The organism is Streptomyces amritsarensis, assembly GCF_001953875.1.
Classification (GTDB): domain Bacteria; phylum Actinomycetota; class Actinomycetes; order Streptomycetales; family Streptomycetaceae; genus Streptomyces; species Streptomyces amritsarensis.
Genome location: NZ_MQUR01000041.1, coordinates 1 through 14,459 on the forward strand (window position 1 = coordinate 1; position 14,459 = coordinate 14,459).

General features: G+C 72.2%; 13 protein-coding genes and 1 pseudogene. 1 reads left to right on the forward strand and 13 read right to left on the reverse strand.

Going from position 1 to position 14,459, the window contains the following annotated elements:
- Window positions 1-55: 55 nt before the first annotated feature.
- The gene (locus tag AVW11_RS18335) at window positions 56-1,519 is read right to left on the reverse strand and encodes a GuaB1 family IMP dehydrogenase-related protein (RefSeq protein WP_051699603.1); all 1,464 of its coding nucleotides are present in this window, start codon (window positions 1,517-1,519) and stop codon (window positions 56-58) included.
- Between the two features lie 249 nt (window positions 1,520-1,768).
- Between AVW11_RS18335 and AVW11_RS18340 the strand changes: the two genes are divergently transcribed.
- Entirely contained in the window at window positions 1,769-2,134 is a 366-nt protein-coding gene (locus AVW11_RS18340) for a cupin domain-containing protein (protein ID WP_030841409.1), read from the forward strand.
- Here AVW11_RS18340 and AVW11_RS18345 read toward each other — a convergent pair.
- The 12 genes and pseudogenes from AVW11_RS18345 to AVW11_RS18395 all read right to left on the reverse strand — a co-directional run bounded on the left by AVW11_RS18345 (window position 2,115) and on the right by AVW11_RS18395 (window position 14,412).
- Complete coding sequence (locus tag AVW11_RS18345; protein ID WP_060178480.1) at window positions 2,115-3,299, reverse strand: XdhC family protein; 1,185 nt, start codon at window positions 3,297-3,299, stop codon at window positions 2,115-2,117. The genes AVW11_RS18340 and AVW11_RS18345 overlap by 20 nt on opposite strands.
- Window positions 3,299-4,618, reverse strand: a complete 1,320-nt coding sequence (locus AVW11_RS18350; protein ID WP_076044778.1) for an IS701 family transposase — start codon at window positions 4,616-4,618, stop codon at window positions 3,299-3,301. The genes AVW11_RS18345 and AVW11_RS18350 overlap by 1 nt, the downstream gene beginning before the upstream one ends.
- Before the next feature lie 72 nt (window positions 4,619-4,690).
- Complete coding sequence (locus AVW11_RS18355; RefSeq protein WP_225884662.1) at window positions 4,691-5,401, reverse strand: TMEM175 family protein; 711 nt, start codon at window positions 5,399-5,401, stop codon at window positions 4,691-4,693.
- 36 nt (window positions 5,402-5,437) lie between these two features.
- Entirely contained in the window at window positions 5,438-5,779 is a 342-nt protein-coding gene (locus tag AVW11_RS18360) for a nuclear transport factor 2 family protein (RefSeq protein ID WP_030656331.1), read from the reverse strand.
- Window positions 5,780-5,791: 12 nt separating this feature from the next.
- Window positions 5,792-7,330 (reverse strand): ATP-binding protein, encoded by a 1,539-nt coding sequence (locus AVW11_RS18365; protein WP_051699607.1) that lies wholly within the window; start codon window positions 7,328-7,330, stop codon window positions 5,792-5,794.
- Window positions 7,327-8,586 carry an MFS transporter gene (locus AVW11_RS18370; RefSeq protein ID WP_079250673.1) on the reverse strand — a complete coding sequence of 420 codons (1,260 nt, stop codon included), beginning with the start codon at window positions 8,584-8,586 and terminating at the stop codon, window positions 7,327-7,329. The genes AVW11_RS18365 and AVW11_RS18370 overlap by 4 nt, the downstream gene beginning before the upstream one ends.
- A gap of 55 nt (window positions 8,587-8,641) precedes the next feature.
- Window positions 8,642-9,472 (reverse strand): FAD binding domain-containing protein, encoded by an 831-nt coding sequence (locus tag AVW11_RS37430; RefSeq protein ID WP_060178483.1) that lies wholly within the window; start codon window positions 9,470-9,472, stop codon window positions 8,642-8,644.
- A complete protein-coding gene (locus tag AVW11_RS18380) occupies window positions 9,469-11,874 on the reverse strand; it encodes a xanthine dehydrogenase family protein molybdopterin-binding subunit (protein WP_076044781.1) in 2,406 nt (801 codons plus the stop codon). The genes AVW11_RS37430 and AVW11_RS18380 overlap by 4 nt, the downstream gene beginning before the upstream one ends.
- A 5-nt stretch (window positions 11,875-11,879) precedes the next feature.
- Window positions 11,880-12,404 carry a (2Fe-2S)-binding protein gene (locus AVW11_RS18385; protein ID WP_076044783.1) on the reverse strand — a complete coding sequence of 175 codons (525 nt, stop codon included), beginning with the start codon at window positions 12,402-12,404 and terminating at the stop codon, window positions 11,880-11,882.
- Window positions 12,389-12,643 (reverse strand): NAD(P)-binding domain-containing protein, encoded by a 255-nt coding sequence (locus AVW11_RS38455; protein WP_240528210.1) that lies wholly within the window; start codon window positions 12,641-12,643, stop codon window positions 12,389-12,391. The genes AVW11_RS18385 and AVW11_RS38455 overlap by 16 nt, the downstream gene beginning before the upstream one ends.
- 142 nt (window positions 12,644-12,785) lie before the next feature.
- Window positions 12,786-12,881: pseudogene (locus tag AVW11_RS38460) on the reverse strand (NAD(P)-binding domain-containing protein); the annotation flags it as partial.
- A gap of 46 nt (window positions 12,882-12,927) precedes the next feature.
- Window positions 12,928-14,412, reverse strand: coding sequence for an aldehyde dehydrogenase family protein (locus AVW11_RS18395; protein WP_030841440.1), 1,485 nt, complete (start codon window positions 14,410-14,412; stop codon window positions 12,928-12,930).
- Window positions 14,413-14,459 lie beyond the last annotated feature (47 nt).

A 14,459-nucleotide genomic window follows, 5' to 3' on the forward strand; every position in this document is an offset into this window, starting at 1 on the left:
GCCCGTCCGTGGTGGACGGAGCCCGGGGGCCGCGGGAAGGGTGTCCCCCGAGAGGCTAGTTCCAGCTGGCGTGCAGCGGCTTGCCCTCGGCGTAGCCCGCGGCGGACTGGATGCCGACCACGGCCTTCTCCTCGAACTCCGCGAGGGAGCCGGCACCGGCGTAGGTACAGGAGGAGCGGACGCCCGCGATGATCGAGTCGATCAGGTCCTCGACGCCCGGGCGGGCCGGGTCGAGGAACATGCGCGAGGTGGAGATGCCCTCCTCGAACAGGCCCTTGCGGGCGCGGTCGTAGGCCGACTCCTCGCTCGTGCGGTTCTGCACCGCGCGGGCGGAGGCCATGCCGAAGGACTCCTTGTAGAGGCGGCCCTCGGCGGACTGCTGGAGGTCGCCCGGGGACTCGTACGTACCGGCGAACCAGGAGCCGATCATGACGTTGGAGGCGCCGGCGGCCAGCGCCATCGCCACGTCGCGCGGGTGGCGGACGCCGCCGTCGGCCCAGACGTGCTTGCCGTACTTCTTGGCCTCCGCGGCGCACTCCAGCACCGCGGAGAACTGCGGGCGGCCCACGCCGGTCATCATGCGGGTGGTGCACATGGCGCCGGGGCCCACACCGACCTTGATGATGTCCGCGCCGGCGTCGATGAGGTCCTTGACGCCCTCGGCGGCGACGATGTTGCCGGCCACGATCGGGACCTGCGGGTCCAGGGCGCGGACGGCCTTGATCGCGTTGATCATCGACTCCTGGTGGCCGTGGGCCGTGTCGATGACGAGCGTGTCCACGCCCGCGTCGAGGAGCTGCTTGGCCTTGGCCACGAAGTCGCCGTTGATGCCGATGGCGGCCGCGATGCGCAGCTTGCCGTCGGCGTCGGTGGCCGGGGTGTAGAGGGTCGCGCGCAGGGCGCCCTTGCGGGTGAGGATGCCGACGAGCTTGCCGTCCTTGTCGACGGCCGGGGCCAGCTTGCGGTGGCCGGCGTCGAGCTGGTTGAAGGCCTCGCGGGGGTCGATGTCGGCGTCGATGAGCAGCAGCTCCTTCGACATGACCTCGGAGAGCTGGGTGAAGCGGTCGACGCCGCTCAGGTCGTGCTCGGTGACGACGCCGACCGGGCGGCCCTCGTCGTCGACGACGACGCCGGCGCCGTGGGCGCGCTTGGGCAGCAGGGACAGTGCGTCCGCGACGGTCTGGGTGGGCGCCAGCGTGATCGGGGTGTCGAGCACGAGGTGGCGGGTCTTCACCCAGGAGATGACGTCGGTGACGACCTCGATCGGAATGTCCTGGGGGATGACGACGATGCCGCCGCGGCGGGCGACGGTCTCGGCCATCCGGCGGCCGGCGATCGCGGTCATGTTCGCCACGACCAGGGGAATGGTGGTGCCGGTCCCGTCGGGCGAGGAGAGGTCGACGCCCTGGCGGGAACCGACCGCGGAGCGGCTCGGCACCATGAACACATCGTCGTACGTCAGGTCGTACGGCGGCTTCAGGTCATTGAGGAAACGCACGTGCTGAACATCCCAGTCAATCGGAGGTACCTCGACAGGGGGTGCAGCCGAGGAAACGCACGTACTTCATTCTCCCACGACCTGGCCTTCACACCGCCCGGGCCGATCGTCCAAGGCAGTGCGGGCCCGCGTTGTGGGTTCCTACGGGACCTTGGTCCCGCGGGGGTGCGGCCGCCCGTTCCCTGAGGGGCAGGATGCACCCGTCCGGGCCACAGTGGAAGGGTCGGGACAGGTCCCGGGGCGTCCGGGCCGAGCAGCGCTGGAGGACCCATGGCGGCGACGACGCGGGACGAGGCACCCGTGGCGATGGAGGGCGACGGGCTGGAGGTGCGGGTCCGGGAGCTCGGCGGCGACCTCACCGTCGGATTCTTCCGGCTCCCGCAGGGCACCGATCTCACGGAGGCCCTCAAGGGGCTTCCCGGCGACATGTGCCCGTGCCCGCACTGGGGCTACCTCCTCAAGGGCCGGCTGTTGATGCGGACCGCCGACGGGGAGGAGGTCTACGAGGAGGGGCAGGCCTTCTACTGGGGCCCCGGGCACGTCCCCGTGGCGCTCGCCGACACGGAGTACGTCGATTTCTCCCCGACCGCCGAATTCCACCGCGTCGTGGAGCACGTCACGGGCGGGGCGGGCTGAGGGCGGCCGGGGCCGCGCGGCGCGTGGCGGGGGCGGGTACCGGTCTTCGGTGGATGGGGGCCGCGCCGCCGGTCAGCGGGAGCGCGGTTCCGCCGTGCCGGAAGGCCGTGAACTCGGCGGCGATGGCCAGGGCGGTCTCCTCGGGGGTGGCGCCGCCGAGGTCGAGGCCGATGGGTGAGCGCAGCCGGGCCAGGGCGGAGTCCGTCACCCCTTCGTCGCGCAGCCGTCCGAGGCGTTCCGCGTGGGTGCGCCGCGAGCCCATGGCGCCGACGTAGCCCAGCGGCAGCCGCAGGGCCAGCTCCAGCAGCGGTACGTCGAATTTCGCGTCGTGGGTGAGGACGCAGACGGCGGTACGGGCGTCCAGCCGGCCCGCCTCCCACTGTGCGGCCAGATGGCGGTGCGGCCAGTCGACGACCACCTCGTGGGCGTCGGGGAAGCGCGCGGGGGTGGCGAAGACGGCCCGGGCGTCGCACACGGTGACACGGTGGCCGAGGAAGGCGCCGATCCGGGCCAGGGCGGCGGCGAAGTCGATCGCCCCGTAGACGAGCAGCCGGGGAGGTTCGGCGGCGGACTCGACGAGCAGCGTCAGGGGCTCCCCGCAGGGCCCGCCGGCGGCGGAGAGCTCGGTGGTGCCGGTGCGCCCGGCGAGGAGCAGGGCCCGGGCCCGGCCGGCGGCTGCCCGGTCGAGGGCGGTGCCGCCGGCGAGCCCGCCCTCGTAGGAGCCGTCGGCGTGGACGGCGAGCGCCCGGCCGAGCTGGCGCGGCGGGCCGGACACCACTCGGGCGAGCGCGGCCCGGGTGCCGTCGGCGGCGGCGTCGAGGACCGAGCCGAGCACGGGCCGCACCGGGTCGCTGCCGCGCACCGGGGTGACCAGGACGTCGAGGACTCCGCCGCAGGTCAGGCCGACGGCGAAGGCGTCGTCGTCGCTGTAGCCGAAGCGGTGCAGGCCGCCCCGGCCCGAGGCGATCGCGTCGAGGCAGAGCTCGTGGACGGCGGATTCCACGCAGCCCCCGGAGATGGAGCCGAGTGCGGTGCCCCGGTCGTCGACGGCGAGCGAGGCTCCGGGGCCGCGCGGCGCGCTGCCGCTGACGGCGACCACGGTGGCCAGTGCGAATTCCCGGCGGGCGGCGCACCACGCGCGTAGCTCCTCGGCGATGTCGAGCATCAGCGGATGTATTCGCGGCGCGGGGTCTGTCCGGGCAGGTGCGGGTGCGGCGGCAGCACGGCCGGGGTGGCCGGTCGGGCTGCGGCGGGCCGGGGCGCGAGCGCGGCCGGCCGGGTCATGGGTGCGGGGCGGGCGGGGCCGGGGTACCGGTCGCGGGCGTGCGGGCGTGCGCCGAGCAGTTTCGCTGCGTGGGCGACGCTGGCCAGGGTGGCGTGGTGGTGCCAGCCGCGGAAGGAGCGTCCTTCGAAGTCGCGGATCCCGACCGGTTCGCAGGTCTCGGTGAAGTCCAGGGAGACCCGGTCGGTGAGTTTGGCGAGCAGGAAGAGCTGGGCGAGCGGCCGGTCCCCTATGTTGGTGATCCAGAACTCGGAGGGGAGCAGGGCCGTTTCGGTCCAGGCCCCGAACAGCAGCAGCGGGGTGGGCGAGGCGGGCGCGGGGCGGTCCTCGTAGGGGGTCGCGAAGATCGGGGCCGAGGTCAGCAGGGTCACCGCTCCCTCGGCGCGGCCGTGCCGGGTCCATTCGACGACGCGGCGCTGGGAGCGCAGGGAGTCGATGAGTTCGCGTGCGGGTGCGGTGTGCGGGCCGGGTTTGTGGCGGCCCGCACCGCCGAAGGAGACGGGCAGCGAGCCGTCGACCTTGAAGACGAACGGGATGTCCTGGAGGGCGAAGGAGTCGATGCTCTGGGCCAGGTCGCAGTTGGCGACCTCCATCACCACGGGCCGGCGCTGGAGTTGCCAGGTGGCGGCCATCCGCTGGACGGCGTGCACGGCGTCCTGGGCGGGGGTGAGGGAGCGGGCGGTGTCCGGGATGCCGGCCCGTCGGCGGCGCATGAGCTCGCTGGTCCAGGGTCCGGGGAGGGTGAGGGTCCATTCGACGGGGAAGCTGGCTTCGCTGGAGGCGAGCCAGATCCCGCCGGCCTGCTGGCAGTTGGCGGTGCGGCCGAGCTGGGGGACGAACTGCCGGCCGACGCCGACCGAGCGGTCGCCGGCCTTCTCGATGACCATGGGCTGGAGCACCCAGGCCAGCGGGCGCTGGGCCGTGCGTTCGAGGTGCTGGGCGAGGGAGCGCCGTACGGGCGTCCAGTCCCAGGGGGACTTGCTGATGAACTGCTGGAGGCTCTGCTCGACCGAACTGGCTCCGGTTCCGGCGATGTTACGGATTGTTTTCTTCCCGTTGGTCCGCACGAGGCCGTTCAGGTAAACGCGGGCCCAGTTTCGCTGGTCCCGCCGGGGTAAGGACTCAAAGAGAAGAGAGATCATGACATCGATCAATTCGGAGACTTCCTCGACGGAATCCTCCGGCAGGACTGCGCGAGCCATCTGGGCCTCCCCCGCGACCAGCTAGATCCAATACCCTACTTGACCGCCGAGAACGGCCGTAGGCCCCTGCGGCTACTTCCTGAGGTCGCTGGCAGATTCGAGCCGCTCTTCCTCTACCACGAGGGGGATGGGGATCTGGTTCGCCGCATAGTAGATCGCGATCAGGAAGTGTGCGACAAGCGTGAGAGGTGCGGAGAAGAAGGCCAGGACGACCGTGCAGGGGTAGGCGATGGCGCCGAGGCCGAAACGCATCCGGGTGGCCCGTGCGCCGGCCTTGTCCACCTGTTCGTGGAAGAGGTGCCCCACCCGGGTCACGTACCACCAGAACAGCAGGAACGCCAAGGCGTAGGCCACGGTGACGAGGCTGTAGAGGACCGCGGCCGGGTTGGCGTCGCCGCCGTCGATGAGGTGCTCGGCGAGCACGTTGGTGGTGTACGGGATCACCGAGACCACCATCAGCACCATGAGGTTCAGGAACAACAGAGGGCGGTCCACCCGCTTGAGGTGACTGAAGATGGTGTGGTGGTTCACCCACATCACGCCGATGATGAGGAAGCTCACCACATAGGCGGCGTAATGGGGCCATTGTTCACGGACTCCGTGCCAGAAGGCCGACCCGGTTTCTTCCGGAACCTTTAATTCCAGGACGAGGATCGTAATAATGATGGCAAATACACCATCACTGAATGCCTCGACCCGCCCGGTTTCATTTTCCATGACCTCCCCTTTACCGTTTCCCGACGTGCGCACCGTGGGCCGCGCATACGGGGAGAGCGCGTTCAACCGCTCTCCCCGCACACGCTACCCAGATTTCCGGTCTCAGCCGCCGAATCCGGCGGTCTGGCGCCAGATTCGGCCATCGCGGACCACGAGTGTCCCGAACGCGTGCTCCGGTTCGCCGTTCAGGTTCATGATCGCCCGGTAGAAGATGGTGTCCTCGGTCTCGATGTACTCCTGGAGTTCCACCAGCGTGGGCTTCACGGTGAGATAGCCGGTGAACGTCTCGCGAACCGCCTCGATGCCCACCGAGACCCCCTCGAAGCGCAGCAGCACCGCGTCGTCGGTGTAGTTCTTCATCACCGCCTCGATGTCCAGGGCGGCCAGCGCCTCCATCTGGCGGACGAACACCGGGTGCAGCTTGGAGATGTCGTACTTGGCCATGTCGACTCCGTTTCAACGGGAAGAGGTGCCCTCGGCAGGTGCGGTTTCCAGTGCGGTATCGGGTGTTCGCGCAGGTGAGACGCAGGACTGGGCGCTGCCCGCGAAGGGCAGCCGCACGACCATCCGGGTCTCGCCGGGACGCGAGCGGGCGGTGAGCGACCCGCGGTGGCGCTGGGTCACGATGCGGTAGCTGAGGTGCAGGCCCAGACCGGTGCCCTTGCCCACGTCCTTGGTCGTGTAGAAGGGTTCGAAGATCCGCGGCAGGGACTCCGCGGGGATGCCCCGGCCGGTGTCGGCGACCTCCACGACCATGCAGACGCCCTCGGACCGGGCGCTCAGCGTGAGCACGCCGGCGCCCTCCATGGCCTCGACGGCGTTGTCGACCAGGTTGGTCCACACCTGGTTCAACTCACTCGGGTAGCCCGTCAGTTCGGGCAGGTCCGGCTCGTACGCACGCACGATGCTGATGCCGTCGAGCTTGGCACGCAGCACGACCAGCGTGTTCTCCAGTCCCTCGGTCACCGGGAAGCGCTGTTCGGGCGCCCGGTCGAGATTGGCGTAATCCCGGGTGGCGGAGACGAGTTGGGAGATCCTCGGACCCGCCGCCCGCAGCTCGGCGGCGAGCGAGCGGACCTCCAGCAGCGCCGCCAGGTGGTCCAGGGCTCGGGCGAGGGACTCCTTGCCGACGCCCTCGATCCGCTCCAGGAGCCAGCCCAGTTCCAGGCCGAGGTCGGAGACGCCCGAGCCGAGCAGGCCGGAGCGCTCGGCGCCGGCCCCTTCGGCCCAGTCGGCGATCTCCTCCTCCGCGTCGGCCTGGGCCAGCGGATCGGTGGTGGCCGGCGGCGGCAGCGCGTCCAGTTCCCCGGTGAGCCGGTCGAGGACCGAGCGCTCGGCGGCGGTGGCGGCCGCGCCCCAGTCCTGGGCGGTCCGGGTGAGCCGGTCCAGGGCGGGCGCCAGTTCCTGCGCGGCCCGGGCCACCGCGGCCGCCGGATTGTTGAGCTCGTGCGCGAGCCCGGCGGCCAGCGTGCCCAGCGCCTCCACGGTGGCCCGCTTGCGGGCCTGCACCTCGGAGGACTTGATGCGCCACGCCAGGACGGGGATCAGTACGGCGGCCACCCCGTGGCAGCGCGTGAGCATCTCGAAGAAGACCTCCTTCGGGTATGCCACGACCGTGGTCGACGGCCCGCTCGCGGCGGCGGTGGCCACGTACGCGCCGTCCGTCAGCAGCGGCAGTTCACCGGTGAACCGGTGGGCGGCCGGCGGCTTGCCGTCGTGGTCCTCGGAGGCGGCGCTCTCCTCCTCGGTGGAATGCCGGGTCAGGACCTCCTCCCGGCCGTCGACGACCTTGGTGACGACGAGCCCGCCCGAGAGCAGCACGTGGAAGCCGGTCGCCTCCTCGCCGTCCCGGAAGAGCACCTCCCCGTCGGAGAGGACCTGCGGCCGGGACACCGAGACCAGCCAGTCCAGCTGGTCCTCGGTGATCCCCGCGAAGACCTCCAGTCCGCGCAGGGCGGTGCGCAGCTCCGCCCTGGTCATGCCTGGTGCGGTCATACGGTGCTCCCCTCGGCCTTGGTACGGGCGGCCAGGCGCAGGGTGGCCAGCAGGGCTCCCGCGCACACCGCGGCGACGGCGGCCATGAAGCCGACCGAGGTGCGGTGCAGCCCGTGGATGTTGGTGAGCATCCCGGCGAGCACGGCCGGCACGCTCATCGCGAGGTACGCGAAGACGTATACGGCGGCGGTCAGTTCACCGCGGTGGGCCGGTTCGGCCAGCCCGCTCAGCGCCCGGAAGGAGCCGAGGAAGGCGGCTCCCCAGCCGCTCCCGAGGACGGCCGTGGCCACCAGGAAGACGGGGGCCGAGCCGAGGCCCAGCGAGAGCAGCACCAGCGCCAGGCCGGCGAGCAGGCCGAGCAGCCCCAGCACGGCGGTGCGCAGCGCCGCGGTGCGGCCGAGCACCAGCTGGGCGGCGGTGGCGGCGCCGGCGAGCAGCGCGACCGTGGCCCCGCCGACGAGGTAGTTCGTGGACCGGAGCAGGGACAGGGCCAGGTGCGGGCCGAGGGAGAGGTAGAAGCCGCCCACGGACCAGACGGCCACGATGGTGGAGACGAGGACCAGGAAGCGGCCCCGGGCACCCGCCGGCACGCGGATCCGGTGGGGGACCACCCGCAGCCGGCCGCCGGCGCCGGGAGCGCTCTCTCGCATGCGGGCGACGCCCACCAGGGTGACGGCGAAGGCCACGATGAGCAGCAGATAGCTCAGGACGGTCGGTGCGGGCGCGTACTGGACGAGCAGTCCGGCCCCGATCCCGCCGAGCCCGATGCCCACGGTCGGTCCGGCGCTGTTGACCTGCGCGCCGAGGGCGGGCCGGGAGGCGGGGCCGAGTTCCAGCAGGGCCGCGCCCATCGCGCCGGTGGCGAGGCCCACGGCGAGCCCCTGCACGGCGCGGGCGGCGAGGAGCAGTCCGAGTCCCTGCGCTGCGGCGAACAGCGCCATCGAGACGATCGCCAGGACCAGTCCGGCGCCCAGGACGGGGCGCCGGCCCAGGGTGTCGGAGAGGGATCCGAAGAGCAGCAGCCCGGCCAGCACGGTGACCGCGTACAGGGCGAAGACCACTGTGATCGTGCCGGAGGACAGGCCCCACTCCTGCTGGTAGAGCACGTAGAGGGCGGAGGGCACGGAGGAGGAGAGCATCAGCAGGACGAGGACGGCGGCCACCACCCAGAAGCCTGAGCCTCCGGGCGGCGCGCCGGCCGCGTGGGCGGCCGGCGGCGCGGTCGACCCCGCGGTCGTTCGGGACGGTTCGGCCACTGCTTCACTCAACTCCCCCGTGAGGGGCCCCGGGCGGGCCCTGTCGGTCGGTCGGTCAGGCGAGGGCCCGCTCGGCCCTCTGCAGCGCTCGGGCGGTGAGGACTCCCGCGAGGTGGCCGAGGTATTCGGCCGAGGTGCCGCGCCCGGGGACGAACAGCTCCCGGGGTTCGGCGCGGAAGGCGGCGAGTACGGCTTCGGTGGCGTACGGGCCCCCGCGCAGCCGGTCCTCGACCCGGCGCAGGCGCAGGGGCCGGGGGGTGGCCCCGGTGACGGCGATGCGCGGCCCGTCGGGGGTGATGCGTACGGCGGCGGCGCAGACGGGGTAGCGGGTGGCGCGGTCGGCGGACTTCTCGAAGGCGGCGGCCGCGCCGGCCGCGGGCACGAGCAGCGCGGTGAGGATCTGGCCGGCGGGCGGGGCGCCGGCGGCGAACTCCTCGGCCGGGAGGCCGGTGCGCCCGCCGGGGCCGGCCAGTTCGACGACGGCGTCGGCGGCGACGGCGGCGACCGGCAGGTCGGTGGCGCGCCCGGCGGCCGCCAGGTTGCCGCCGACGGTACCGAGGTTGCGGACCTGCGGGTCGCCGTTGGCGCGGGCCGCGGCGGCCAGTTCCGGTGCTTCGGCGAGGACCAGCGGGTCGGCGGCGAGGTCGGCGAGGGTGGTGAGGGCGCCGATGCGCAGGTGGCGGCCGTCCGGGGTGCGGGTGGAGCCGCGCAGCTCGGCCAGCTGCCGGATGTCGACGAGCAGGCGGGCGCTGTCGGCTCCGGTGCGCAGGTCGGGCAGCAGGCTCTGGCCGCCGGCCAGGACCCGGGCGCCGCGGGTCGCGGAGAGGAGGGCCAGCGCCTCGTCGAGGGCGGCGGGGCGGGCGTAGTCGAACTCGGTGAGGATCACTGGGCTTCCCCTCTCAGGCGGCGCCAGACCTTCTCGGGGGTGAGCGGCATGTCGATGTGCCGGACGCCCAGGTCGCCGAGGGCGTCGACGACGGCGTTGACGACGGCGGCGGCGGGCGGGACGGTGGCGATCTCGCCCGCTCCCTTGGCGCCGAGCGGGTTGTGCGGGCTGGGCGTGACGGTCTTGTCGAGCGCGAAGAACGGCACGTCGGCCGCGCGCGGCAGGGCGTAGTGGCCGAGGTCGGCGCTGATCAGGCGGCCGTTCTCGTCGTATTCGGCGGCCTCCATGAGGGCCTGGCCGAGGCCGTGCACGATGCTGCCCTCGATCTGCCCCTGGACGATCTTCGGGTTGCCGATGTTCCCGGCGTCGTCGACGGCGGTGTAGGCGACCACTTCGGTCTCGCCGGTCAGTTCGTCGATCTCGACGACGGCCACGTGCGTGCCGAAGGGGTAGTTGAAGTCCGGCGGGTCGAAGTGGGTGGTCTCGTCCAGCGCCGGTTCGATCTCCGGGGGCAGGCCCCAGCCGTACCACATGGCCATGGCCAGTTCGGCGAAGGTCTTGGTGTTCTGCGGGTTGCCCTCTTCGTGGATCGCGCCGCCCTCGTAGACGACCTTGTCCTCGGGCACGCCCAGGAAGACGGCGCCGGCCTTGACCAGTTTGGCCTTGAGCTTGCGGGCGGTGAGGGCCACGGCGGGCGCGGCCATGCTGTAGGAGCGGGAGCCGTAGGTGCCCTGTCCGTAGGGGGCCTTCTGCGTGTCGCCCTCGTGGACCTGGACGGTCGCGGGGTCGATGCCGAGCTCGTCCGCGGCGACCTGCGCGAAGACGGTGCCGTGGCTCTGGCCGGTGGAGGCGGAGCCGACGGTGACGGTGACCTCGCCGGTGGGGTGGACGCGGATGTTGGCGCTCTCCCAGGTGCCGCCGAGCATGCCTTCCTGCGACATCCGGGTCGAGGGGCCGACGCCGCAGATCGCGACGTAGGTGGCGATGCCGACGCCGAGGCGTTTGCCGCGGGCGCGGGCCTCGGCCTTGCGGGCGGGCATGTCGGCGTAGCCGGACAGTTCGAGGGCCTTGTCGAAGTTCCGCCGGTAGTCCCCGGAGTCGTAGGTCCAGCCGAGGCCGTTGTCGTAGGGGAACTTCTCCTTCGGCACCAGGTTCCTGCGCCGTACCTCCGCAGGGTCCATGCCGATCTCGCCGGCGTAGCGGTCGACGAGCCGCTCCATGAGGAAGGCGGCCTCGGCGCGTCCGCTGCCGCGCTGCGCGCCGAGGGGCACGGTGTTGGTGAAGGCGGCGTACACCTCGCAGAAGGCGGCGTCGATGTCGTACATGCCGCTGATGGAGCGGCCCATCAGGGCGGTGGCGACGCCGGGGCCGATCGTCGAGGGGTACGCGCCGAGGTTGGCGTAGCTGGTGCAGCGCACGGCGGTGATGCGGCCGTCGCGGGTGCCGGCGAGGGTGACGTGCTGGCGGTGGTCGCGGCCCTGGACGGTGGAGTTCATCAGCCCGGTGCGGGTGTCCACCCATTTCACGGGCCGTCCGAGCGCCTTGGAGAGCAGCAGGACCAGGGGCATGTCGGGGTACAGGTAGCCCTTGGTGCCGAAGCTGCCGCCGACCGTCGGGGCGATCACCCGGAGCTTGTTGAAGGGGATGCCGAGGACCAGCGCGGAGAGCAGGAAGCGGTGGTTGTGCGGGCCCTGGGTGGAGGCGTAGAGGGTGTACTCGCCGGTGGCCGGGTCGTAGTCGCCGACCGCGCCGCGCGGTTCGATGGGGCTGTTGATGGTGCGCTGGTTGACCAGGTCGAGTTCGACGGTGACCTCGGCGGCGGCGATGGCCGCGTCGGTGCGGTCCTTGTCGCCGCAGGTCCAGTACGCGTTGAGGTTGCCCGGGACGGCCTCGTGGAGCTGGGGCGCGCCGTCGGCGAGGGCCTCGTCGGCGCGGGTGACGACGGGCAGCGGCTCGTACTCGACGGCGATGGCGGCCAGCGCGGCGGCGGCCTGGCGGGGGGTCTCGGCGACGACCGCGGCGATGGGGTCGCCGACGTGGCGGACGGTGTCGCCGGTCAGGACCGGGCGGGCGCCGGGAAGTCCGTAGGGGTGCGGCGGGAAGTGGCTCTCGACGCCGCCGGGGATCCAGATGCAGGGCAGCGGCATGACGTCGGCGAAGTCGGCCGCGGTGGCCACCTTCAGCACACCGGGCAGCTGCTCGGCCGCCTTGGTCTCGATGGACAGGATCCGCGCGTGGGCCACCGGGCTGCCCAGGATGGCCATGTGCGCGGTGCCCGGCAGGTCGATGTCCGCCACGTACGTGGCCTCGCCGCGCAGCAGTTGCGGGTCCTCGCGGCTGTCCAGCGGCTGCCCGAGCACGGCGCCCCGGTCGGCGGGGGCCTCCCCCGTCACTGTGGTCATGTCCCTCACACCTCCGTGGCGGCTGCGGTGGATGCGGCGGAGCCGGCGGGCACCTCGTCGCGGCCGGCCGCGCAGGCGCGCTGCACGCCCCGTACGACGCTGTGGTAGCCGGTGCAGCGGCACAGGTTGCCGGTGAGCCACTCGCGGATCTCGGGCTCGGTGGGGGCCGGGCCGTCGGCGGCGGCGTCGACGAGCTCGCCGAGGGCCATGACCATGCCGGGGGTGCAGAAGCCGCACTGGGTGCCGTGCTCCTGGCGCAGGGCCTCCTGGAGGGTGGAGAGTTCCCCGCCGCGGGTGGTGACGCCTTCGATGGTGGCGACCTCGGCGCCGGCCGCGGCGGCGGTCAGGACCAGGCAGCTCTTGACGGACCGGCCGTCCAGGCGGACCACGCAGGAGCCGCACTGGCCGGTGTCGCAGCCGACCTTGGTGCCGGTCAGGCCGAGGCCGTCGCGGAGCCGTTCGACGAGCAGTTCGTTCGGCTGCGCGGAGAACTGCTCGGGTCTTCCGTTCACGTTCAGTGTGATATCCATGCCAGCGCCTGCGCTTCCGTGAGCGGCCGGTTGAAGAGGGGCCCGCCGGGCTGCTGGAGAATTCCCCCGGAGTGCAGCGGGCCTGTGTCGACGGGTGCGAATCCGAGATCCGCGATGATTCCCGCGACGATTTCCTTCGCTTTTCCGTCGTCGCCCGCGGTGAAATGTGCCAGGCGCTCTCCGGGTGCGGTTCCCGCGACGGCGAGGGTTTCGAAATGCATGGTGTTCAGTGATTTCACGACCTGCGCGTCCGGGTACCACTCGGCGACCAGGTCGCTGGAGCCGCGCCCGCCGAGGTCGGCGGGCGCGNNCCTCGGCGGGGTGCGCCGCCGAGGCCGCCGCTCCCAGCTCGGCCACGAGCGGGCCGAGGGTCTGCGGGCCCCGGGCATTGGCGAGGACCACCTGGTGGCCCGCCGCCACGAGGATCCTGGCGAGGACCGTGCCGATCCGCCCGGTGCCGATGATGCCTGTCCGCATTGACGCTCCTCGGGAAAAGGGTGTTCGGGCTACGGTCCGGGCCCGCTCAGTCCATGCCGATCCAGACCGACTTGGTCTGGGTGTAGCTCTCGAGGGACTCCGGGCCGCACTCGCGTCCGAATCCGGAGGCCTTGTAGCCGCCGTAGGGCACCGCGGGGTCGTACTGGTTGTAGCAGTTGACCCAGACCGTGCCGGCCTTGATCTGCGAGGCGACGCGGTGGGCGCGGCGCAGGTCCTTGGTGTGGACGCCGGCGGCGAGGCCGTACGCGCTGTCGTTGGCGATGCGCACGGCGTCCTCCTCGGTGTCGAAGGGGATGATCGACAGGACGGGGCCGAAGATCTCCTCCTGGGCGATGCGCATCCCGTTGTCGACGCCGGTGAAGACGGTCGGCAGGAAGTACAGGCCCTCGGCGGAGGCTCCCTCGGGGGTCCAGCCGGTGCCGCCGGTCCGCAGGACCGCGCCCTCCTTCTCGCCGATCTCGATGTACGAGCTGACCTTGTCGAACTGGCCGCGGTGGGCGAGGGGCCCGAAGAGGGTGGCCGGGTCGCGCGGGTCGCCGGGCCTGAGGGCTGCTGCCCGGCGGACGAGGCGTTCGACCAGCTCGTCGTGGATGGGGCGCTGGAGCAGCAGCCGGGATCCGGCGGTGCAGATCTCGCCCTTGTTGTAGTAGATGCCGAAGAAGGCGAGCTCCTCGGCGGCGTCGAGGTCGGCGTCGGCGAAGACGATGTTGGCCGACTTGCCGCCGAGTTCCATCGTGACCTTCTTCAGGGTGCCGGCCGCCCTGCGGATGATCGACTGGCCGACGACGGTGGATCCCGTGAAGGCGATCTTGTCGATGCCGGGGTGGTCGGTAAGCGTCTCCCCCAGCTCCACGCCGGGGCCGGTGACCACGTTCAGCACCCCGTCGGGGATCTCCGCCTCCTGGAAGAGCTCGGCGATCTTCAGTGCGGTGAGCGGGGTGGCCGGGGAGGGCTTGTGGACGACCGTGTTGCCCGCCGCCAGCGCCGGTGCGATCTTCGTCATCGACAGCAGCAGCGGGAAGTTGAACGGGGTGATCGCGCAGACCACGCCCAGCGGTTCGCGCAGGGTGTAGGCGAGCTGGCCGCCGGCCGGGGCGCGTGAGGAGCCGTCGACGCGGGTCACGGCCCCGGCGTAGTAGTGCATGAGCTGGGCGGCCATGGGGGCGTCGACCGTGCTGGAGAAGGCGAACGGCTTGCCCATGTCCACGGTCTCCAGCAGGGCGATCTCCTCCAGGTCGCGCTCGATGAGCTCACCGACCCGGTTCAGCCGCAGCGCCCGCTCCTGGGCGGACAGTCTGCTCCACGGGCCTTCCTCGTACGCCGTGCGGGCGGCGGCGACGGCCGCGTCCGCGTCGGCCGCGGCGGCCTGGGCGACGGGCACGATCTCCTGTCCGTCCACGGGGCTGACGTCCGGCTCGGTCCGGCCGTCCAGGGCCGGGACCCATGTGCCGCCGATGAACAGTTTCCCGGGGTTGGCGAGGGGCGGGCCGCTCAGCTCACGCTTGGTCATGGCTGCCTTCCGGTGTCGGTTGCGAATCGGGCGGGGAGGGGGTGTCC